Here is a 21100-nt window from a genome sequence, read left to right on the forward strand (position 1 = left end):
ATGCGCCGTCACCCGCCATTCAGCGATTTTAGCAGATCGTCGATCGACGAGGGATCGAACTTGAGCTTTGGCGGGGGCTGCACTGGCCGTGGCACGTTATTTGCGGCCGGTGGCGCCCGTTCCGCTCGCTCCGCCGCGGCCTTGCGTTCGGCGTCGAGCCTTGCCTTCTCTTCCGAGGCGATCCGCAACGCCTCTTCCGCCCTCTGGCGTTGCTGTTCTTCGGCCTGCGCTGCTTCCTCGGCAGCCTGTTGCGCCGCCTTGGCTTTGGCTTCGGCATCCGCTTCGGCCTTTGCAGCCGCCTCGGCTTTCGCCCTGGCCTCGGCTTCGGCCTTCGCCGCTGCATCCGCCTTCGCCTTGGCTTCAGCCTGCGCCCTGGCCTCCGCTTCGGCTTGGGCCTGCGCCTCAGCTTCGGCCTTTGCCTTGGCGTCCGCTTCAGCCTTCGCTTTGGCCTCAGCCTGCGCCCTCGCCTCCGCATCCGCCTGTGCCTTGGCGTCCGCTTCAGCCTTCGCCTTGGCTTCAGCCTGCGCCCTCGCCTCGGCTTCGGCTTGGGCCTGAGCCTCGGCTTCGGCCTTTGCCTTGGCGTCGGCCTCGGCCTTCAGCCGCGCTGCTTCCTGTTGTCTGCGCAGTTCCTCCGCCGCTCTTTCACGCTCGGTTTGCAGCGCAGCGTAGTAGCGCACCTCCCGCCGCAGCCTTTGTTTCTCGAGCAGTGCGGCTTGCATGGCTTCGACCCGCTGCTGCTCCTTTTCCAGCGCACGCTGGGTCAGGAACTGTGCCAGCGGCTCGCTGTCGAACTGCCGTTTGGTGGCGCCGAACGGCCCGTCGACGCTGAAATTCAAAATCGGTTCGGAGCCGACCAGCGCCTCGTCGCCGGGCCGGTAAGCGATCTCGCCCTTGGCATCGACGGTGCTGGTGTTCAGATCGGCGGTGATGTCGGCGGACAGCGTCGCGCCCGGGCTGTCGAATTTGACCGGCGGCGCCCTCAGCGTGCCGCCGGCGATGGTGAAGGCAATATCGGTGTCCTGCGCCGGAAAACTGCCCGCCGCGGCGATCTGCGGCACAAAGCCGGCGGTCTTCGACGCGTCGATATCGCGCCCTATCGCATCGGCCTTGGCGATGAATGCGCCAAAGGCATCGGGATTGAAGCCGGCAATAATCATGCCCTTCAGCGTTGCCGTGCCGGAACCGGACAGCGCCGCAACCATCGCGTCGACCGATTTGCCGCTGGTCGAAAGCGCCGTCGTGAACTCGCCGCTTCCGCTGATGCCGGCCTCCGGCAGCACGGCTGCCAGATCGGCGCTGGCGAGCTTCATCTGGCCGGAGAAAAGCCCGGTGCCGTCATTGTTCTTGAGCTCGAACAGGCCACTCAGCACGCCGCCGAGGAACTTTGCCTTGAGGTCGGAAACGCGGATGCCCTCCTGGTCGAGCTGCAGCGACAGCGCAGCGTCATAGGCGGTGGCAAGCGGGCCGGCGGCAAGCGACGCCGCCGTCAGATCGAGATCGGCGGTAAATGGCAGACTGGATTTCTGACTGAACGGTGCCGTCGGCCAGGCCCCGTCATTGACAAGGAAGGCCTGGTCGCCGAACAGCATCACCGCCATCGGATCGAGGTCCAGCTCGTCCAGCGACAGCGCGCCGGCAAGATGCGGCAGCCCCTCTTTGATGTCGATATTTACGTCACCGGAAACCGCCGCTTCGTTGACGGCGCCGCTGAGGCCGCTCAGCACCAGGAGACCATTGCCGTAATCGGCATCGGCTGCAAGCGACGTCGACATGCCGGTGCCCATGCCGGGCAGGCCGACGCCGGTCGTCATCAGCCATGGCTCGATGTCGGCCGTTTCAAGGCTGATCTTGCCCTTGGCGGCCGCGCCTTGAGGCGTGTCGGCAATTGTCCCGTCGAAACCAGCTTTGAAGTCGTTGCCGGCCAGGCTGAAGCGTGTCGCCAGGCCGCCGCCAAGCGTGCCTTTGGCCGAGACGTCGGTGGTCGCCTCGCCGAGCATACCGAGCGGCAGTGCCGGCAGACCGTAAAGCGCCAGCAGCGCGGTGGCGTCGGCGTTCCTTGCGTTGAAGGTCAGCGTCACCGGCGCTTCGAGAGGCCGGTCGAGCGCCCCTTTGCCGGACAACGACGCCGAAAAGGCCGAGCCACCGGCCTTGCCCTGTGCGCTCATTGCCAGTCCGGTCGTACCGTCGCCATTGTCTGCGGCACTCGTGACCGCGTCGATACGCGCATCCTGGAACAGCTCGGGATAGGCAGCAGCACGCTCCGCCAGGCCCTTCAGCACTGCATTGTCGGGATAATGCTGGACGGCGACGTCGATCAGCGGCTTGAGGTCGACGGCGACCACCGAGGCGTCGAGCTTGCCGGTCGGGCTCGCCGGGAAATCCTTGATTCGACCGGTGGCGCTGATCGAGGCGCCGGCAAGTCCGCCGACCGACAGGCGATCGATCTCAAGCAACCCGTCGCGCAATCTAAGCGCGGTGTCGACGCTATCGGCGGTCAACCCGCCGGCGCTGACCGGCCCGGCCTTGATCTGGAAATCGAGGTCGCGGTCGGAAAAGCGGTTGGCACCCTTGTCGCTGACGAAGATCGAGGCGAAGGCGGCGAGCCCATCGACGTCGAGTTCGCCACCTTCCAGTTGCATCAGCACCGATGGCCTTGTGTCGTCGGGCTGGCTGGAATCGATGCGGCCGGAGAACTTCGCCTTGCCGAGGATGAGTTCGAGATCGCTGAAGGCCTGGTGCTTCTCGCTCAAATCCACCTTGGCCTTGAAGCCGGCGGCCGGCAAGCGGCGGATCGCCTCGTCGACGTCCTTCGACAGCCATGCGGCAAAGCCGGAGGGCTGCGCCACCGCCAGAAGCAGCGATCCGGTGAAACCGAAATGATCCTCGACGCTGACCATGCCGTTGGCTTCCAGCTTGGCGCGGCCGGGCAGCGTGGCGGCCAGCGATTTTACCGCCCAGCCGCCCTCGGCTGGCTCGGCGGACAGGTGCACGTCGCGAACGGTGGTATCGCCTGCCACCACCGCCGGCAGTTTCACCTCGACCGTGCCCGGTATGGTCGGCTTCGGCAGATCGAGCAGCGCCTGCTCCAGCGCCGCCACCCGCTCGGACAGCGTCAATCCGGCGCCGGCCGCCGCCCCCACGGCCTCGTCGAACTGCACCTGCGCGCCATTGGCCTCGATCGAGAAATGCGGCTTCAGCCCAAGGTCGACCGCAGCCTTGCCGTCGGCGGTGTAGGGATTGTCGCGCGGTCCGGTCTCGAAGCGGAATTCGTCGACGCCGAGCTTCTGGTGGTCGAGCGAAAACTTGCCGTTCAGCCTGAAGCCCGGGTCCGGTTTGCCGGCGCTGACTTTCAGCGCCTCGCCGCCGGTGCCCAGCTGCCGCGCCGCAGTCTGGCCTGCGCCCGATATCTTGAACTGGCCCGAATAGACCGCGGCGCCCTCGACGAGGCCCACATTGCCGTCGGTCTCGATGACCAGCGGATAGTCATCCGGATCGGCCTTGAGCCTGAGCCGCATTTGCCCGTCCGGTTCGGTCTTGCCGGTGGAAGCGGCGATCGTGGTCCGCAACCCGTCCAGCAACAGCGAGCCGTCCAGCCGCCAGGGGCCGGCCAGCGACTTGGCCGAGATCGTCGAGTTGATCTCGGAAATAAGATGGCTGCGCCCGCCGGCGGCGTGGCTGAGCGCGATCTGTCCTTCCGTCACCGTCAGCTTCTCGATGGAGATCTGGCCGGGATCGAAGGGCGAGGACGGCCGTATCGTCCAGTCGACCGTGCCGTCGGCGGCGATGTCGATCGTCGCCTTCGGCCGCACCAGCCGCATGTCGAAGATCAGCACCTCGCCGCGCAGGAATGGCGCGAGTTCTGCATCCATCGAAAAGGTTTCGACGGTCATCGCCGGCTGGCCGTTGGGGCCACCGGCAACGGCGACGTTGGAAAAGGTCACCGAGGGGAACGGCAACAGCCTTGCCGTTGCATCGCCTCGCACGGTCACCTTGCGGCCCAGGACGGCACTGGCCTCGCGCTCGAAATCGGCACGGTAACCTGTCCAGTCGACAAAGTACGGCACCACCAGCGCCGCACACAGCACCAGCACAAGAAGCCCACCGAAGATCACGAACAGGCGTGCGAGCATGAACTCCTAGACAGTTGATAGTAAAGTCAGTGGCACTCTACCCGCATCAGCGTGTCGATAAAGAGGCAAATCGGGGCGCGGCAGCGGCCTGATGTCAGTCCTTTCCCGGCAATATCTTGCCCGGGTTCATGATGTTCAGCGGATCGAGCGCCTGCTTGATCGTGCGCATGATGTCGACGCCATGGCCGAGCTCATGCCGCAGGAAGCCGATCTTGCCTTGCCCTATGCCGTGCTCGCCAGTGCAGGTGCCGTCCATGGCGATGGCGCGCATATTGAGCCGCGCAACGAATTTTTCCGCCAATGCGATCTCCTTCGGGTCGTCCACGTCCATCAGCACCAGCACATGGAAATTGCCGTCGCCGGCATGGCCGACGATCGGGGCGATCAGGCCCATCTCGGCGATATCCGTCTCGGTCTCGGTGACACATTCGGCAAAGCGCGAGATCGGCACGCAGACATCGGTCGACAGGCCCTTGGCGCCCGGCCGCAGTGTCAGCGACGACCAGTAGGCATCGTGCCTGGCCTTCCACAATTTTGTCCGCTCTTCGGCGACGCTGGTCCACAGGAACGGACCGCCGCTATTTTCCTCGGCGATCATGCCGAAGGTCTCGGCCTGCTCGGCGACGCTGGCATCGCTGCCGTGGAACTCGACGAACAGGCAGGGGCTCTCCGGATAGTCTAGCTTCGAATAGGTCTTCATCGCCCGCATCTGCAGCGCGTTGACCAATTCTATGCGCGCCACCGGAATGCCCATCTGGATGGTCGCGATCACCGCGTTGCACGCCGCCTCGAGGCTGGGAAACGGGCAGACGCCGCCTGAAATCGCCTGTGGAATGCCCTGCAGCTTCAAAGTCAGCTGTGTGATGATGCCAAGCGTGCCTTCCGAACCGATCAGCAGCCGCGTCAGATCGTAGCCGGCCGAGCTTTTCTTGGCGCGCTTGCCGGTCGTCACTGCTTCCCCGTCGGCCATCACCGCCGTCAGCGACAGGACGTTTTCGCGCATCGTGCCGTAGCGCACCGCGTTGGTGCCCGACGCTCGTGTCGCCGCCATGCCGCCGAGCGAGGCGTTGGCGCCCGGGTCGATCGGAAAGAACAGGCCGGTGTCGCGCAGATGCCGGTTGAGATCCTCGCGCGTCACGCCGGGCTCGACGGTGCAGTCGAGGTCCTGCGGATTGACCGCAATGATGCGGTTCATACGTGACGTATCGAGCGAGATGCCGCCGCCCGGCGCATTGGTGTGGCCTTCCAGCGAAGAGCCGACGCCGAAGGCGATCACCGGCACGCGATGCGCCGCGCATGCGCGCACGATCTCCTGCACCTCCTCCGTCGTCTCGACAAAGGCGACGCCGTCCGGCGCCTGCGTCGGGATATAGGTCGTTGTGTGCGCGTGCTGGGCGCGGATCGCCTGGCCGGTCTGGAATCGCTCGCCGAGCCGCTGCTTGAGGATGCCGAGTACGGCGGCAATGCCTGCTTCGTTGCGCTCGACCGGATTGAGGTCGCTTAGAGCCATCGATTCCTCCGCGAATGGACCAGCGTCCACCCTTGTTCTGCTTCTACGGATGCGTAGTCTCACCAAGCACGCTCTGTCCAGTCCACGCTCACCCCGGCATGACGAGAAGGAAGTTTCCGATGCCCATCCCCGCCCCTTTCGTCTCTCGCGCCATGGACATCGAGGAGGCCTGGATCGACTACAACGGCCATCTCAACATGGCCTATTACAACGTGCTTTTCGATCGTTGCTCCGACGAAGCATTCGAGATGATGGGGATGGGGCCGGATTATGTGAAAGAACGGCGGCTGACCATCTACACCGCGGAAGTCCATGTCTGCTACGTCCAGGAGTTGCATCTCGACCACAAGGTCACGGTCTCGTTCCAACTCCTCGACCATGACGAGAAGCGGCTGAGAGCCTATCAGGAAATCCGCCATTCCGACGGCTGGCTTGCCGCCACGTCCGAAACGCTGTCGCTGCATGTCGACATGGCTGGCCCGAAGGTAGCGCCCTTCCCCGCCGACGTCCTGGCCAGGGTGGAAGCGATGCGCGCCGCCCATGCCGCCCTGCCGATGCCGGAGCGCGCCGGCCGTTCGATCGGTATTCGTCGTAAGCCGGCTTGAACCACGGTCCAACCGCCGTTAACCTTACCGAGGTTTTAACGTGAACAAGCCGAATTGAGACGTTGAACGACTCAGCGCGGCGTTGGAAAACCGTCCGCATCGAATTGCGATACGGGCGGCGGAGCAGCAGCGGTTCGGGGAACGTGCATGAAAACCGACATCAAGGTCGAGGCGGACAGGCTGGCGGCTGACCCACGCATCACCGACTATGATTTCTGGCGCTCGCTGAAGAACCTCAATAACGAGATCTTCCACATCGCCAACAACAACGAGCCGATCCCATTCGCCATGATCCGCTGGCGCGCCATCCTGAAGCAGGCGCGGATGAAACGCGGCCACGCCTGAACGGTGGGGGAAGAAACAGACCGGCCGTCCGGTTTGCATTTGGTATATTTGCGCCGCCCGTCATTGCCACGCCGTGCACTTCTCCCCATCGCGCCAACGCGTTCCGCGACGGTTACAGCGTCGGTGAATTGCATTGCCTACTCCCTGCCGATATGGATTGCTGGCGGATCGCAATGGAGATGCGAGATGGCGAACGGCTCGCTGTCTGAAATCGAACCAGGATTGCCGACATGGGCGGCGGCGATATCAGTCAGGCCTGACTTCTTACAGCGCAGGCGCTCCGGCAAACGCGGCGTTAGCGAATTGACAGTCGTTCTGGCTGCGCTTCGCCGTCGCGTCGCGGCACCAGGTGGCGGAGACCAGGCTCTCCTTGCCTTTCTGCACGCCTGCCTGGCGTTGCTTGAAGAGGCAGCGGCCTCGCGAACGGACCTCGCGAGCATCTCCCGTGACCTGGCGACGATGTGTGACATGGCGCGAACATCCCTTGAGGGCGATTGCGACGATAGGCCGTTAATGGCCTATGAGGACAATATGACAGGTTTGTCTGGTGCATCGCGCTGGGCCGCCCGAGTCCCGGGTCGTGTGGTTTGGTTGGCCGCCATGGCTGCCGAAGTTCCTGATGCAGAAGCCGAAGCCGCCATTATGCTGGTGAATGACCTGTCTGCCGTTGATGCGGACTTTCCTCTGCGCGCCCTTGATGTGGCGACGCGAGCTTGAGCACCGTCTAGCGGCGCCAGCAACGCGTTGACATCAGGGCGGCCGCTTCACCGCCCCGAGCGGCGACCGCGGCGCCACCGGCGACGACTGGATGATCGCCGTGTTGGTCATCGCATAGGGAATGATGCGGTCGATCACCCGTTCGAGTTCAGCCACCGAGCCGACATGCGCCAGCGCGATGAAACAGTCTTCACCGGTGACCCGGTCGCATTGGGCGATTTCCGGCAGGTCGCGGATGATCTCGGCGACGACGGCGAGCTGCCCCGGCACTGGCCGAATGCGCAGCCATGCCGACAATTTCATGCCGAGCGCGGCCGGATTGATGCGCACCGTGTAGGCCTCGATCACACCGCTTTCCTGCAGTCGCTTGATGCGCTCGGCAACGCTCGGCGCCGACAGGCCGACCGAGCGGGCCAGTTCAGCGGTGCTGGTGCGTGCATCCTCTTCCAGCAAGCGCAGGATTTTCAGGTCAGCCGCATCCAGATCGGAATTTTCATTTCGAAGGCGTTTCAGCGCAATGTTCCTTGCTTTCAGAAAGGGAAAAGGCGTAATGCCCGGCCATCATCCATATCAATGGCAAAAATCGCCTGCGATACTGATCCTATGGAAGATCGGACGCAAGCCCCAGCAGCAAGTCCGGCACTCGCCGGCCCCGCCTTTACCCTGGCGAACTCGGTGCCACCGCATCTCTGGTTCGGCGTCAGCGCCGTGTTCCACTATCTCGGGCCGGCCTTCGCGGTGCTGCTGTTCCCGCATGTCGGCGTGCTCGGCATGGCTTGGCTGCGCATCGCCACCGCGGCACTCGTCTTTGCCCCATTGACCCGGCCATGGGCGGTCTTCGCCCGCGCCGATCGCGCGACGCGGTTGTTGCTTGTGGCTTTCGGGGTCTGCCTTGGGGTGATGAATTGCTCGTTTTACCTGGCGCTCGACCGGCTGCCGATCTCGCTGGTGGCGGCGATCGAATTCGTCGGCACCATCGGCGTTGCGCTTGTTGGCCTCAGAAGCCCGCGCAATCTCGCCGCCCTCGCAATCGCTGTCGCCGGCACCCTGTTGCTGATCGACGTCAAATGGTCGAGCGATCCCGTCGGCCTGTTCTGGGCCTTCCTCAACGGCACGCTGTTCGTTGGCTACATCGTGCTCGGCCACCGCGTCGCGCGCGCCGGCGCCGGCGATGGCATCGCCGGGCTGGGTGCCGCCATGGCGGTCGCCCTTCTCGTCGTTCTGCCGATCGGTTTCGCCGATGCTCTGCCGGCTTTCTCGGCGCCGCCGCTGCTGCTTGCGGGGGTCGGCGTCGGCATCTGCTCGTCGGTCATTCCCTATATTTGCGACCAGCTTGCCATGTCGCGGCTGCCGCGCTCCAGCTTCGCGCTGATGCTGTCATTGCTGCCGGTCACCGCAACGTTGATCGGCGTCATCGTGCTGCGGCAGGTGCCGAGCCTCACCGACTGCCTTGGCATCGCCCTGGTGGTGGCCGGCGTGGCGTTCCATAAGCCGGCGCCGGACTGATCAGGCCAGCTTCTTCTTGAGGAAAGCGATCGTCCGGCCCCAGGCGAGGTCAGCCGCCTTCTTGTCGTAGCGGGCCGCCGACGTTTCGTTGTTGAAGGCATGGTTGGCGCCTTCATAGACATAGACCGAGTATTCGACATGGGCCGCGTCGAGTGCCTTCTTGAAGGCATCGATGCCGGCATTGGTGCGGGTGTCGAGCCCGGCATAATGCAGCATGAGCGCGGCCTTGATCTTCGGCACGTCCTCGGCCTGTGGCTGCATGCCGTAATAGGCGACGGCGGCGGCGAGGTCCGGCGCGTTGACGGCCAGCATGTTCACCGTGCCGCCGCCCCAGCAGAAGCCGACAGCGCCGACCTTGCCGTTGCCGTCCTTGTAGCCTTTGAGGTAGGCGACAGTTGCCACGGCATTGGCGGCGACCTGTGCTGGATCGAGCTGGGAAAACAGGTCACGTGCCCTGTTTTCATCGTCCGGTGTGCCGCCGAGCGGTGTCATGAAGTCCGGCGCAAGCGCCACGAACCCTTCCAGCGCCACGCGCCGCGCCACATCGCGAATATGCGGGTTGAGACCCCTGTTCTCGTGCACCACGATGACCGTGCCAAGCTTGCCGGTCTGGTCCGCCGGCCTGACCAGATAGCCCTTCATCTCGCCGGCGCTGCCGGGATAGCTGATGTCCTTGCCTTTCAGACGCGGATCGTCTTCCGCCACGATTGCCGCCTGGGCCGAGTTCGCCGCCAGCAGCGGCGCGATCGCGGCAGCTGCCGCACCCGATCCGGCAAGCCTGGTCAATTGCTCCATGAAGCGCCGTCGGTCGAGCGTCAGATGCGTGTATTCGTCATAGGCATCGATCATCGCCTGGGTAATGACAGGCTCGGCGACGGCGGGTTCGGCAGGTGTTGTCATGGCGCGCTCCTCGTCGGCGCCCCCCGCGGCAACATAGAGCCGAAGCTTGCCTGGTCCAGTCACGGCTGAGTGAGGCTGCCATAAGTCCCTGCACGAGGGCCGTGATGCCGCTAGCCCCACTGTCGTTAAATTTTGGTCCTTTGTGGCAATGCTAAATGCACGCACCACAATGTAAAAAGAAGTTACCGGGCTATGCCTCACTCGGGCCATTTGGCGAACGACAATGGCCATTTGGCGGGAAAAGAATGCCTGATTGACGAAGGAACACGCCCATGACCTTTCCCTCCCCGCTTCTGGCAAGTGGGTTCGCCCTCGCCGCTATGGCTTTGCTGGCGCTGCGGTTCACTGCCTTCACCGCATTCAAACGATCGTTGATCAAAATCCGCGCCAACCGGCACCCGCCCGCAAACACCAAAGCCTGAGGAAAGGTCATGGACGTTCAGGACATCATCAACACCGTCTCCCAGAAATCCGGTCTCAACCAGGCTTTGACGGAAAAGATCGCCGGCACGATTTTCTCGGTGCTCGAACACGAGGCGGAAGGCACGACCCTGTCCAGCTTCTTCGCCAAGATCCCGGGCGCCGACGCCCTGGCCAAGCAATATGATGTCATGGCTCCCGGCGCGGCTTCCGGCGGTGGCCTCCTGTCCTCGCTGGAGGGCGCGCTCGGTGGCGCTCTCGGCGAAAAGACCGGCGCGCTGATCAACGGCGTCGCCATACTCAAGGCATCGGGCCTCACGCTGGCACAGATCAGCCAGGCCGGCACGATGCTGGTCCAGCAGGCCGAGACAGCCGCCGGCCCGCAGCTGACCAGTGAGGTACTTGCATCGGTACCCGACCTGAAAGGGCATCTCGGGCTCTGAAGGAACTTCTCTATTTCGGCAGCGTATAGGCCATCACATAGTCGCCCGGCTTGGTACCGACCGAGCCGTGGCCGCCGGCAACGATGACGACCAACTGGCGCCCGTCGGCTACCATGTAGGTCATCGGTGTCGACTGCCCGCCCGCCGGCAGCCGCGCCTGCCAGAGCTGTTTGCCGGTCGTCAGGTCATAAGCGCGCACATAGTCATCGACCGCCGCACCGAGGAAGGCGACGCCGCCGGCAGTGATCATCGGCCCGCCAATGCCGGGCACGCCGACCTTGAATGGCAGCGGCAATGGCGTCATGTCGTAGACGGTGCCGTTGCGATGCTTGTAGACGATCTTTCCGGTCCGAAGGTCGGCACCCGCCACATAGCCCCAGGGCGGCGCCTGGCAGGGAATGCCGAGCGGCGACAGGAACGGCTTCAATATGACTGCGTAAGGCGCACCGTCATTGCGGTTCAGGCCCTGTTCGCTGCCCTTGGTGTCGCCGGGCGGCGGCACGTCGGCGCGCGGCACCAGCTTGGAGATGAACGCCAGGTATGTCGGCATGCCGAACATCACCTGCCGGACCGGATCGACTGCCACGCCGCCCCAGTTGAAGGTGCCGAAATTGCCGGGGTAGATCAGCGAGCCCTGTAGCGACGGCGGCGTGTAGCGGCCCTCATAGCGCAACTTCCGGAGCTCGATCCGGCAGGCCAGCTGGTCGAACATGGTGATGCCCCACATATCCGCGCCGGTCAGCGGTTTCGGACTGAAGCTGAGATCCGAGACCGGCTGCGTCGGCGAGGTATGGTCGCCTTCGATCGCGCCGCCCGGCGCCGGCACTTCCTTGACCGGAACGATCGGCTCGCCGCTGCGCCGGTCGAGCACATAGAGGTCGCCCTGCTTGGTCGGGCCGACCAGCGCCGGCACCACGCCACTTTCCGTGGTGATGTCGACCAGCGTCGGCTGCGCCGGCACATCCATGTCCCAGAGATCGTGGTGCACGGTCTGCCGCACCCAGCGCAATTGTCCGCTGTTGAGATCGAGCGCGGTGATCGAAGAGGAGAATTTCTCGTCATTGGCGCTGCGTCCGGCACCGAGTTGGTCCGGCGTCTTGTTGCCGAGCGGCACATAGAGCAGCCCGAGCTTCTCGTCGACGCTCGCCGTCGACCACATGTTGGGTGAGTTGTTGGTGTAGGTCTGGTCCGGCGGCAGCGGCGTCGTCTGGTCCGGATTGCCGGAATCCCAATTCCACAACAGCGCGCCGGTGTCGGCATCGTAGGCACGGATGACCCCGGACGGCTCCTGCGTCGAATAATTGTCGTTGACCGCGCCGCCGACGATGATCTTGTTGGCGACGATCAGCGGCGCCGAGGTCGAATAATAATAGCCCGGCTTCGGATATGGCATGTTGGCGAGCAGGTTCAGCGTGCCGCCTTCAGCGAAAGTCGGGCAGACCTGGCCATTCGCCGCATCGAGCGCGATCAGCCGGGCGTCGGATGTCGGCAGGTAGATGCGTGTGGCGCAGGGCTGGCCGGCGGCGACCTTGGCATCGGCATAATAGGACACGCCGCGGCAGGTCTGGTGCTGGCGGTCCTTGTTGAGCTTGACCTGCGGATCGAAGCGCCATTTCTCCTTGCCGCTCGCGGCATCGATGGCGATGGCGAAATTATGCGGCGTGCAGATGTAGAGCGTGTCGGCGATTTTTAGCGGCGTCACCTGATAGGTCGTCTCGCCGATGTCGTCGGGCCCTTTCACGTCGCCGGTGCGATAGGTCCAGGCCGGCTGCAGATTGGCAACGTTTTCGGCGGTGATCTGGTCGAGCGGCGAATAGCGCTGGCCATATTGCGTGCGACCGTAATAGTGCCATTCGCCAGCCGGCACGTTGCCGCCGAGATCGGCGGTCGGCGTCACCTTGTCGGTGTTGAGTTCACCCGCAATATCCTTTGGATCGGTCGTCATCGAATAGCCGGCGACCGCAAGCGAGGCCAGCACGGCGAGGATCAGCGGCGCGCGTCCGTCGGGACCGGTAAGCCCGCGCCGCGCCCATGGCGTCAACAGCCATAGCGCGACAAGCACGATGATGCCGCCGCGCGGGCCGAGCTCCCACCAGTCGAAGCCGATCTCCCAGACCGCCCAGGCGAGCGTGCCGAGCACGATCGCCGCGTAGAGCCACAGCGCCGTGGATCTGCGCCTGTAGAGCAGCCAGGCCGCGACAAGGAAAGCTAGACCGACGATGACGTAATACCAGCTGCCCCCCAGCGTCACGAGCCAGATGCCGCCGCCGCCAACCGCCAGGCCGATGAGGAAAAGGATCAGGGAGGTGATGACCACAGCCAAGACGGTGCTCCTTCGACTGGTGCGCTCCGCGACGCGTCCATGGGCAACCCCGCATTGCGTTCCTGCCCCCACGCAACTTTCTCCGGCCCGCCTCCCCTGTCAAGCAAGCTCGGCGTTTTACGGCGCCGGCCCATTGCAAGCCCGGCGTTTTGGTTAGCGGACCCATTCAGATTGTGAGTCTACGACTGGACAGAGAACAAAACGGAGACACTTCTGGCCTTTCGCTGCCGAATCACTACATTCGGGGAGAGATGTCCGGCTTTTCGGAAGACATGCCCTTTTTTGACGAACCGAACGCGCGGCCCGTGTCCCCGTCGGGCATTGCCGCGCGCGCCATGGCTGCCCGCAGCAACCAGAACAACGCGCCCGATTATCTCAACGGCCTCAACCCCGAGCAGCGGCTGGCGGTGGAAACCACCGAAGGCCCGGTGCTGGTGCTGGCCGGCGCCGGCACCGGCAAAACGCGCGTCCTGACCACCCGCATCGCCCACATCCTTGCCACCGGCAAGGCTTTCCCCTCGCAGATCCTCGCCGTCACCTTCACCAACAAGGCGGCGCGCGAGATGAAGCAGCGCATCGGCCTGTTGATCGGCGAAGGCAATGTCGAGGGCATGCCGTGGCTCGGCACCTTCCACTCGATTGGAGTGAAGCTGCTGCGCAGACATGCCGAGCTGGCCGGGCTCAAATCCGACTTCACCATTCTCGACACCGATGATGTCGTGCGCCTGATCAAGCAGCTTATCCAGGCCGAAGGGCTGGACGACAAGCGCTGGCCGGCCAAGCAGTTCGCCCAGATGATCGACGGCTGGAAGAACAAGGGCCTTGGCCCCGCCGACATCCCCGAGGGCGATGCCCGTGCCTTCGCCAACGGCAAGGGCCGCGAGCTCTACAAGGCCTACCAGGAGCGGCTGAAAACGCTGAACGCTTGCGACTTCGGCGATCTCCTGTGCCACCCGATCCGCATCTTCCGCGCCAATCCGGACGTGCTGAAGGAATACCACAAGCGCTTCCGCTACATCCTCGTCGACGAGTATCAGGACACCAACACCGCCCAGTACATGTGGCTGCGGCTCTTGGCGCAGCGGCCGCAATCCTCCCCCCTTGAGGGGGAGGTGCCCGCGAAGCGGGCGGAGGGGGTTGCCGCAGAAGGCACCGCTAGAGCGTCGAGCACTGCCGCCGGTAGGTCGAGCACTGCCGCACGGACCCCACCCGACCGGGCTTCGCCCGGCCACCCTCCCCTCAAGGGGGAGGGAAGCCCGCGCCTGTCCACCGTAAATATCTGCTGCGTCGGCGACGACGACCAGTCGATCTATGGCTGGCGCGGCGCCGAGGTCGACAACATCCTGCGCTTCGACAAGGATTTCCCCGGCGCCACCATCATAAGGCTGGAGCGCAATTATCGCTCGACCGCGCACATCCTCGGCACGGCGTCCCACCTCATCGCCCACAATGAGGGCCGCTTCGGCAAGACGCTGTTTACCGAAAAGATCGCCGAGGACGACGAGAAGGTGCATGTCCATGCCGCCTGGGATTCCGAAGAGGAGGCCCGCGCCGTCGGCGAGACCATCGAGGCCTATCAGCGCCAGAAGCACAATCTCAACGAGATGGCGATTCTCGTCCGCGCCTCCTTCCAGATGCGCGAATTCGAGGACCGCTTCGTCACGCTCGGCCTCAATTACCGCGTCATCGGCGGCCCGCGCTTTTATGAGCGGCTCGAAATCCGCGATGCGCTGGCCTTCTTCCGCGTCGTCGCCAACAGCGGCGACGACCTCGCCTTCGAGCGCATCGTCAACGTGCCGAAGCGCGGCCTTGGCGAGGCCACCATCCGCCAGATCCACGACACCGCACGGGCGCTGCGCATCCCGATGCTGGAGGCGGCGGCAAAACTTGCCGAAAGCGACGAGCTGAAGCCGAAGCCGCGCGCCGCACTGCGCGAGGTATCGGCCAATTTCGAGCGCTGGCAGAAGGCGCTGGAAACCACGCCGCACACCGAGCTCGCCGAGACCATTCTCGAGGAGAGCGGCTACACCGATATGTGGAAGAACGACCGCTCGGTGGAAGCGCCAGGCCGGCTGGAGAACCTCAAGGAGTTGATCCGCTCCATGGAGGAGTACGAATCGCTGCGCTCTTTCCTCGAACATGTCGCACTCGTCATGGACGCCGAGCAGAACGCCGAGCTCGACGCCGTCAACATCATGACGCTGCATTCGGCCAAGGGCCTCGAATTCGAAACCGTGTTCCTGCCCGGCTGGGAGGAAGGCCTGTTCCCGCACCAACGCTCGCTCGACGAGGGCGGCCGCTCCGGGCTCGAGGAGGAGCGCCGGCTTGCCTATGTCGGCCTGACCCGCGCCAAGAAGAACCTGCACATCTGGTTCGTCTCCAATCGGCGCATCCACGGCCTCTGGCAATCGACCATCCCGTCGCGCTTCCTCGACGAGCTGCCCGAAGCCCATGTCGAAGTTTCCGAGAGCGGCAACAGCTACGGCGGTTACGGCAATTCCTATGGCGGCGGCTCGTTCGCCTCCGGTCGCGGCGGCCAAGGGGCAGCCAGGCAGAACCCCTATGGGGCGTCGCGCTTCGACAACATTGGCGGCAATTCCGGCGCCGAGAAATCCGGCGCTTTCTCCAGCACCTATGCGACGCCGGGCTGGCAGCGCGCCCAAGCGAACCGCACCGAGGCCACCGACCGCAATTGGGGCACGCGCTCCGGTCACCAGGTCGAGCGCATCGGCTATGGCGAGACCGACTCCGGCTACGGCGCCGGCCGCAGCTCGGTCAAGGGCCGCACCATCGACGGCGAGCTGGTCGCCAAATCCGTCGCCGACACGCCGTCCCCCTTCAGCGTCGGCGACCGCGTCTTCCACCAGAAATTCGGCAACGGCAACATCTCGGCCATCGAAGGCAACAAGCTGACAATCGACTTCGACAAGGCCGGTCAGAAGCGTGTGCTGGACGGGTTTGTGACGGGGGTTTGAGGTCGCCCTTCACCGATACCGCGCCTGGTTCCACTTGTGGCCGAGCAGCGACAGGATGATGATCAGCCCGTTGAAGAACTGGACGTAAAAGCCGCTCAGGCCTGCCGCGACGACGCCTGTCTGGATGAAGGAGACCGTGACCGCGCCGATCGCACCGCCGACGACGGTGCCGATGCCGCCCCAGGTCGGAGTGCCGCCGACGAACACCGATGCCAGCACCGGCAGCAGGTATCCGTCGCCCGCCGTCGGCCACCAGGTGAAGTTGATCATCACCGAAAACGTGCCGGCGATCGCAGCCCCGATGCCGACGAAGACGAACACTTTTACCCGCACGCGCTTGACGTCGATACCCATCTGCTGGGCGCTGTCGGGATTGTCGCCGACCACCTTGACCTGCGCGCCGAAGCGATGGCGGTTGTAGAGCAGCGCCGACAGCACGACGAAGCCGATGGCCCAGAAGATCTGCACCGGAATGCCGTAAAGCTGGCTGGAGAAGATCTTGTAGGCCCAGCTGTCGGCAAGGCCGGTCAGCGCCGTCGACCTGCCCTCGTTGATGATCTGGATCAGGCCGCGCAGCAGGAAATTCATGCCGAGCGTGGCGATCAGCGACGACAGCCCGCCATAGACGACCAGTGAGCCGACCAGGAAGCCGAGCAGCATGCCGGTTATCATTGCGGCGGCGATGCCGAGGAACGGGTCGTAGCCGGCCTGCACGACCAGCGCAAACACCCAGGAGGCAAAGCCCATCGTCGCCGGAAACGACAGGTCGATCTCGCCGCAAGTGACGACGAAGACCAGCGGCACCACCACGAACAGCGCCACCGGCAGCGTGGTCAGCACGGAACTGTAGAGATACCAGGTGGTGAACACGATCGGGTTGGCGATCATGAACACCGCCATCATGACGATGAACACGGCAAGCGTGCCGAGCGCGGCGCGGTTGTCGAGGATGAACCCGCGCAGCCAGTTGTCGGACGGGTGTCTCCACTCTTTCCCGGCGGTTTCGCCATGCGTGCCGCCGAGGGGGCTCTGCAGATCGGGTTCCATGGTCTTGCTCATCGTGCCGCCCTCCCCGCATCGCCCGCGTCGTGCAACCCCGGCAATCCGCTGGGGTGGGCGACGTCTTCCATGAAATTGATCAGATCCTCGGCCGATTTGACCTCGCTGCGGTCGGCGGTGAGCGCGACCTTGCCACGGTCCAGCACCACGAAGCGATCGGCGATATCGTAGACATGGTGGATGTTGTGGCCGATGAACAGGATCGAGCGCCCGCTCGCCCGCACCTGGCGCACGAAGTGGAAGACCTTGGCGGTCTCGGTCAGCGATAGCGCGGTCGTCGGTTCGTCGAGGACTATCAGCTCCGCCTTCTTATAGATGGCCCGCGCGATCGCCACGCCCTGGCGTTCGCCGCCCGAGAGCTGGCCGACGATCGACTGTGGCGTGAACACTTTCGAGGTGAAGCCGATCTCGCGCATCAGCCGGCTCGCCTCCGCGATCTCCTTGTTGACCTTCAGCCAGCCAAGCCAGCCGGTGAGCTCGCGGCCCATGAAGATATTGCGCACGATCGTCTGCTGCACGGCGAGCGCCCGGTCCTGGAACACGGTCTCGATGCCGGCGTCGCGCGAGCGCGCAGGGCTCCATCCGGTCACCGGCTTGCCGCGGACGAGAATCTCGCCGCTAGTCGGTTTGACCACGCCGGACAGGATCTTGATCAGCGTCGACTTGCCGGCGCCATTGTCGCCGATCAGGCCGACCACCTCGCCGCGATCGACGCTGAGATTGACCCCGCCCAGCGCATAGACCTGGCCATAGGACTTGCTGATGTCGCGCAGTTCGATGATGCGTTCGGCCATGGCGATCCTCGCTTGATTGTCGCGTGCCGGCCTTTTCGCCGGCGGTCCCGCCGGCCGGGCGCGATCCCGGCCGACGGCTTGGGAGGTCAGCGCAACGCCTGCTTGGCGAGCTCGGCGACGATCTCGTAATTCTGCGGCGTGACGAAGCCGGCGCCGGTGTCGACGTTCATCGGCGCAAGGCCGAGCACCACCTGCTGGCAGAGGCTGAGGATCGGCAGATAGCCTTGCAGGAACGGCTGCTGGTCGGCCGTCAGCTGCACCCAGCCGCCCTTGAAGCCCTCGACGATCTGCGGGCTGGTGTCGAAGCCGAAGTTGAAGATATCGCCCGGCTTCCTGCCCGCCGCCTGCATGTAAGTCGGGACGTTGCCCAGCATCTGCCCGCCGGGATAGCCAACCGCCTTGACGTCGGGATTGTTGAGCAGTGCCGCGGTGATCACCGGAAGGGCCAGATTTGGGTCGGAAGCCCATTCGCCGCTTGGCGGCGAGGAGAGCTGTATGACCTCGACGCCCGCTTCCTTGAGGGCAGCGACAGTGCCGCGCTCGCGCGCGCCGCGGCTCTCGTTCTCGAACGGGCCGATCATGATTGCCTTATCGCCGGCCTTGAGCCCGGCCAGCTTGACCGCCTCGGCGCCAAGCGCGCGGCCCTGCTGCTCCTGCTGGGCACCGACATAGCCGCCGCCGAACGCCGCCGTGACCGTCGGCACCGGCACGTTCTGGTACATCATCTTGATGCCGTCCTTGTGCGCCTGTTCGGCCAGCGGCATGATCGCGGCGTCGCCGGGGTGGCCCATCATGGCGATGCCTTGGGGCTTGACCGCGACAGCCTCGCGCAATTGCTGCACCATCTTCTCGACATCCCACTGGGAAAAGATGTAGTCGACCTTCGGCCCGAGATCGGCCGCCGCCTGCTTCGCGCCATTATAGACGATCGTGCCGAAGGCATCGCCCTCGGCACCGCCGACGAAGAAACGGATATGGACATCCTTGCACCACTGGGCATCGAGCGCCTGCGCCGGCAAGGTCGAGAGTGCGGCGGCGAGCGCCATCGCGGCCGCCGCGACGGTCGAGCGCAGAACTGTCCTTCTCATCGTAATGCTCATGCACTTATCCTCCCTTTGTTCCCTCGCTAGCCGAGGGGTTTTGACGATCGCTTCGGCATTGCGCCGCAATCTTTCGCTGGCCGGCACCTCCCGCCGGCTTGTCCTGTTTTTATGCATGTCGTTATCGCAAAACCGCTGGGCACTTTTGCGCGACATGCATTAGCCTCACACCGGGTTCGGCAGGTAGCTCGCGCCTCCCCGGCATTGTTGGAGATAGTCCAGCGCACGCGCCTGGCCGGTGATCTCGAGATCGCCGCGATAGACCGGGTCGTGCCAGCCCTCAATGTCGATGGCGCCCTTGTAGCCGGCCAGCCGCAGCTCGCTGATCACCCGCGTCCAGTCGCTATCGCCGAAGCCAGGGGTGCGCATCTGAACGAACGGCAGGCGGCCGAACACGCCATGTTCGCGGATCACGTCCCAGCGCACCGTCGCGTCCTTGCCGTGGACGTGGAAGATACGCGGCGCCCATTTGCGGATCTGCGGGATCGGATCGATCAGATAGACCAGCTGGTGGCAGGGCTCCCACTCCAGGCCGAGATTGTCGTCCGGCAATTCGTTGAACATCAGCTCCCAGGCGTCCGGATTGTGGGCGATGTTCCAGTCGCCGCTGGCCCAGTTGCCGTCCATGGCGCAGTTCTCGAAGGCGATGCGCACGCCCTTGTCGGCGGCCCGCTTTGCCAGCTTCCCCCAGACCTCGCGGAAGCGCGGCAGGCTGTCGGGCAGCGGCTTGCCGCGGATGCGGCCGGTAAAGCCGCTGACCACATTGGTGCCGAACAGATGCGCGTTGTCGATGATCGTTTCCCACGCCTCGAGCACGCCGCGATCGATCTCGCCGCTCTCCAGCGGATTGCCGAACACGCCGATCGACGAGACGATGACATCGGCATCGCCGATCGCCTCGCGGATCTCGCCCGCCAGCCGCGGAATGTCCTTGCCGCCCAGCGTCTGCCAGAAGAACGGCTGGATGCTCTCGAAGCCGAGCGGCAGAATCTGCCTGACATAGGCGGCCGGGTCGTCCAGATTGGCCCGCACCATTGTGCCGATCCTGATGTCGAGCAGCGGGTTTGGCATCATGATCCTTCCTGTGCAGCGATGGCGACCCGGCGCCCGGTTTCGGCGCTCTCGATCGCAGCGAAAACCATGGCCAGGCTTTTGATGTTGTCGGCGCCGCGCGTCTCCGGCGCGGTGCCGGTCTCGACGGCGCGGACGAAATCCTGGATGATGCCGAGATGGCCGCCGACGCGATCTGCCGGGTCGAGCGGCGGCACGGCTATCGATTCGGTGCGGTCGAACAGGCCTTCACGGACCGGCCGCACGACTTCCGCCTTCAACCCGTCCGCGCCGTCCCAGACAATGCTGCCGCGCTCGGCGACGATCCGCCATGTACTGTCCCAGCTGGTACGGAAGCCGGCCGCGCACCAGCTGCCGGCATAGGTGAACAGCTTGCCGCCGCCGAGGTCGAAGCTTGCGGCTGCCGACGACCCTTGCCGATACCAGGAATTGGCCGGCTCCCACTCGTGGCAATAGACGCCGGCCGGTTCGCCGGCCACCATGTAGCGGGCCGCATCGAATGTGTGGATCGCCATATCGAGCAGCAGCACATGGCGCATCTCTTCGCGAAAACCGCCGAAATGCGGCGCAACGAAGAAATCGGCGTGGATGCTGGTTGGCGCACCAATGGCGCCGGAATCGAGAAAGCGCCGGATGCGCCTGACATTGGCGACATAGCGGCGGTTCTGCACGACGGCATGGATAAGGCCGGCGCTGCGGGCCGCCTCGACAATGGCACGCGCATTGTCCGGGCTGTCGGCCAGCGGCTTTTCGGTCAAGAGATGGCAATGGTGGGCAAAGGCGGAAAGCGCGACCTCGCGGCGGGCGGCGGGAACCACGACGTCGAATACCGCGTCGGGCCTGGTCTGGTCGAGCACGGCGTCGAGGTCGGTTCCGATGACGGCGCCGGAAAGCTCGTATTCGCGCGCCCTCGCCCGCGCCCTTTCGGCGTCGATATCGACCAGGCCGACAATGGCGAGCCCGTCGATCTGCTTGGCTGCATCGAGCCAGGCCTTGCTCATCGCGCCGCAGCCGACCAGGACCACATTGATCATCCAGTACTCCTCCCTCTCGGCCCCTCCAGACCGATCGTCACGGCGTTCACGGCAGGGCCGTGAATGTTTTTCCGTAAACGTTTACGAGAACACACCCGATGGCGTAGAATGTCAATCGGCCGGCTGTGAAAAATCGTGGCGTCGGCTTGGCCCGGAGAGCAGCCGGTG

General features: G+C 64.7%; 16 protein-coding genes. 6 read left to right on the top strand and 10 right to left on the bottom strand.

Annotated elements, in window-relative coordinates:
• Positions 1 to 8: 8 nt before the first annotated feature.
• Both NKJ23_RS10350 and NKJ23_RS10355 read right to left on the bottom strand, forming a co-directional pair.
• Positions 9 to 4130: an AsmA family protein gene (locus NKJ23_RS10350; RefSeq protein ID WP_352680235.1), complete on the bottom strand. Its 4122-nt coding sequence runs from the start codon at positions 4128 to 4130 to the stop codon at positions 9 to 11.
• Positions 4131 to 4224: 94 nt separating this feature from the next.
• The gene (locus NKJ23_RS10355; RefSeq protein WP_352680236.1) at positions 4225 to 5640 is read right to left on the bottom strand and encodes an FAD-binding oxidoreductase; all 1416 of its coding nucleotides are present in this window, start codon (positions 5638 to 5640) and stop codon (positions 4225 to 4227) included.
• Between the two features lie 119 nt (positions 5641 to 5759).
• On the opposite strand from NKJ23_RS10355, the gene NKJ23_RS10360 reads away from it, so the two are divergent.
• The 3 genes from NKJ23_RS10360 to NKJ23_RS10370 all read left to right on the top strand — a co-directional run bounded on the left by NKJ23_RS10360 (position 5760) and on the right by NKJ23_RS10370 (position 7307).
• A complete protein-coding gene (locus tag NKJ23_RS10360; RefSeq protein WP_023676714.1) occupies positions 5760 to 6245 on the top strand; it encodes a thioesterase family protein in 486 nt (161 codons plus the stop codon).
• Between the two features lie 147 nt (positions 6246 to 6392).
• A complete protein-coding gene (locus NKJ23_RS10365; protein ID WP_023676715.1) occupies positions 6393 to 6590 on the top strand; it encodes a hypothetical protein in 198 nt (65 codons plus the stop codon).
• A 186-nt stretch (positions 6591 to 6776) separates the two neighbouring features.
• Positions 6777 to 7307, top strand: a complete 531-nt coding sequence (locus tag NKJ23_RS10370; protein ID WP_352680237.1) for a hypothetical protein — start codon at positions 6777 to 6779, stop codon at positions 7305 to 7307.
• A 33-nt stretch (positions 7308 to 7340) separates the two neighbouring features.
• On the opposite strand, the gene NKJ23_RS10375 is transcribed toward NKJ23_RS10370, so the two are convergent.
• A complete protein-coding gene (locus NKJ23_RS10375; protein ID WP_352570508.1) occupies positions 7341 to 7820 on the bottom strand; it encodes an Lrp/AsnC family transcriptional regulator in 480 nt (159 codons plus the stop codon).
• 90 nt (positions 7821 to 7910) lie between these two features.
• On the opposite strand from NKJ23_RS10375, the gene NKJ23_RS10380 reads away from it, so the two are divergent.
• A complete protein-coding gene (locus NKJ23_RS10380) occupies positions 7911 to 8813 on the top strand; it encodes an EamA family transporter (RefSeq protein ID WP_352570454.1) in 903 nt (300 codons plus the stop codon).
• Here NKJ23_RS10380 and NKJ23_RS10385 read toward each other — a convergent pair whose 3' ends face one another.
• Positions 8814 to 9713: a dienelactone hydrolase family protein gene (locus NKJ23_RS10385; RefSeq protein ID WP_352680238.1), complete on the bottom strand. Its 900-nt coding sequence runs from the start codon at positions 9711 to 9713 to the stop codon at positions 8814 to 8816.
• A gap of 431 nt (positions 9714 to 10144) precedes the next feature.
• Here NKJ23_RS10385 and NKJ23_RS10390 point away from each other — a divergent pair, with 431 nt between their 5' ends.
• A complete protein-coding gene (locus NKJ23_RS10390; RefSeq protein ID WP_023676720.1) occupies positions 10145 to 10576 on the top strand; it encodes a hypothetical protein in 432 nt (143 codons plus the stop codon).
• Positions 10577 to 10586: 10 nt separating this feature from the next.
• On the opposite strand, the gene NKJ23_RS10395 is transcribed toward NKJ23_RS10390, so the two are convergent.
• Entirely contained in the window at positions 10587 to 12899 is a 2313-nt protein-coding gene (locus NKJ23_RS10395) for a glucose/quinate/shikimate family membrane-bound PQQ-dependent dehydrogenase (RefSeq protein ID WP_352680239.1), read from the bottom strand.
• 251 nt (positions 12900 to 13150) lie between these two features.
• Here NKJ23_RS10395 and NKJ23_RS10400 point away from each other — a divergent pair, with 251 nt between their 5' ends.
• The gene (locus tag NKJ23_RS10400; protein WP_352680240.1) at positions 13151 to 15874 is read left to right on the top strand and encodes an ATP-dependent helicase; all 2724 of its coding nucleotides are present in this window, start codon (positions 13151 to 13153) and stop codon (positions 15872 to 15874) included.
• 9 nt (positions 15875 to 15883) lie between these two features.
• Here the strand turns inward: NKJ23_RS10400 and NKJ23_RS10405 are convergent, their stop codons facing one another.
• The 5 genes from NKJ23_RS10405 to NKJ23_RS10425 form a co-directional block, all read right to left on the bottom strand.
• Complete coding sequence (locus tag NKJ23_RS10405; RefSeq protein WP_023676723.1) at positions 15884 to 16933, bottom strand: ABC transporter permease; 1050 nt, start codon at positions 16931 to 16933, stop codon at positions 15884 to 15886.
• A complete protein-coding gene (locus tag NKJ23_RS10410; protein WP_023676724.1) occupies positions 16930 to 17727 on the bottom strand; it encodes an ATP-binding cassette domain-containing protein in 798 nt (265 codons plus the stop codon). Before NKJ23_RS10410 ends, NKJ23_RS10405 begins: the two co-directional genes overlap by 4 nt.
• Positions 17728 to 17813: 86 nt before the next feature.
• Positions 17814 to 18827 carry a substrate-binding domain-containing protein gene (locus tag NKJ23_RS10415; protein WP_023676725.1) on the bottom strand — a complete coding sequence of 338 codons (1014 nt, stop codon included), beginning with the start codon at positions 18825 to 18827 and terminating at the stop codon, positions 17814 to 17816.
• 165 nt (positions 18828 to 18992) lie between these two features.
• Positions 18993 to 19898 carry a sugar phosphate isomerase/epimerase family protein gene (locus tag NKJ23_RS10420; protein ID WP_502897779.1) on the bottom strand — a complete coding sequence of 302 codons (906 nt, stop codon included), beginning with the start codon at positions 19896 to 19898 and terminating at the stop codon, positions 18993 to 18995.
• On the bottom strand, positions 19898 to 20932 hold the full coding sequence (locus NKJ23_RS10425; protein ID WP_352680242.1) for a Gfo/Idh/MocA family protein: 1035 nt from the start codon (positions 20930 to 20932) through the stop codon (positions 19898 to 19900). The genes NKJ23_RS10420 and NKJ23_RS10425 overlap by 1 nt, the downstream gene beginning before the upstream one ends.
• Positions 20933 to 21100: the final 168 nt, after the last annotated feature.

This window comes from Mesorhizobium sp. M0184 (assembly GCF_040322215.1).
GTDB lineage: Bacteria > Pseudomonadota > Alphaproteobacteria > Rhizobiales > Rhizobiaceae > Mesorhizobium.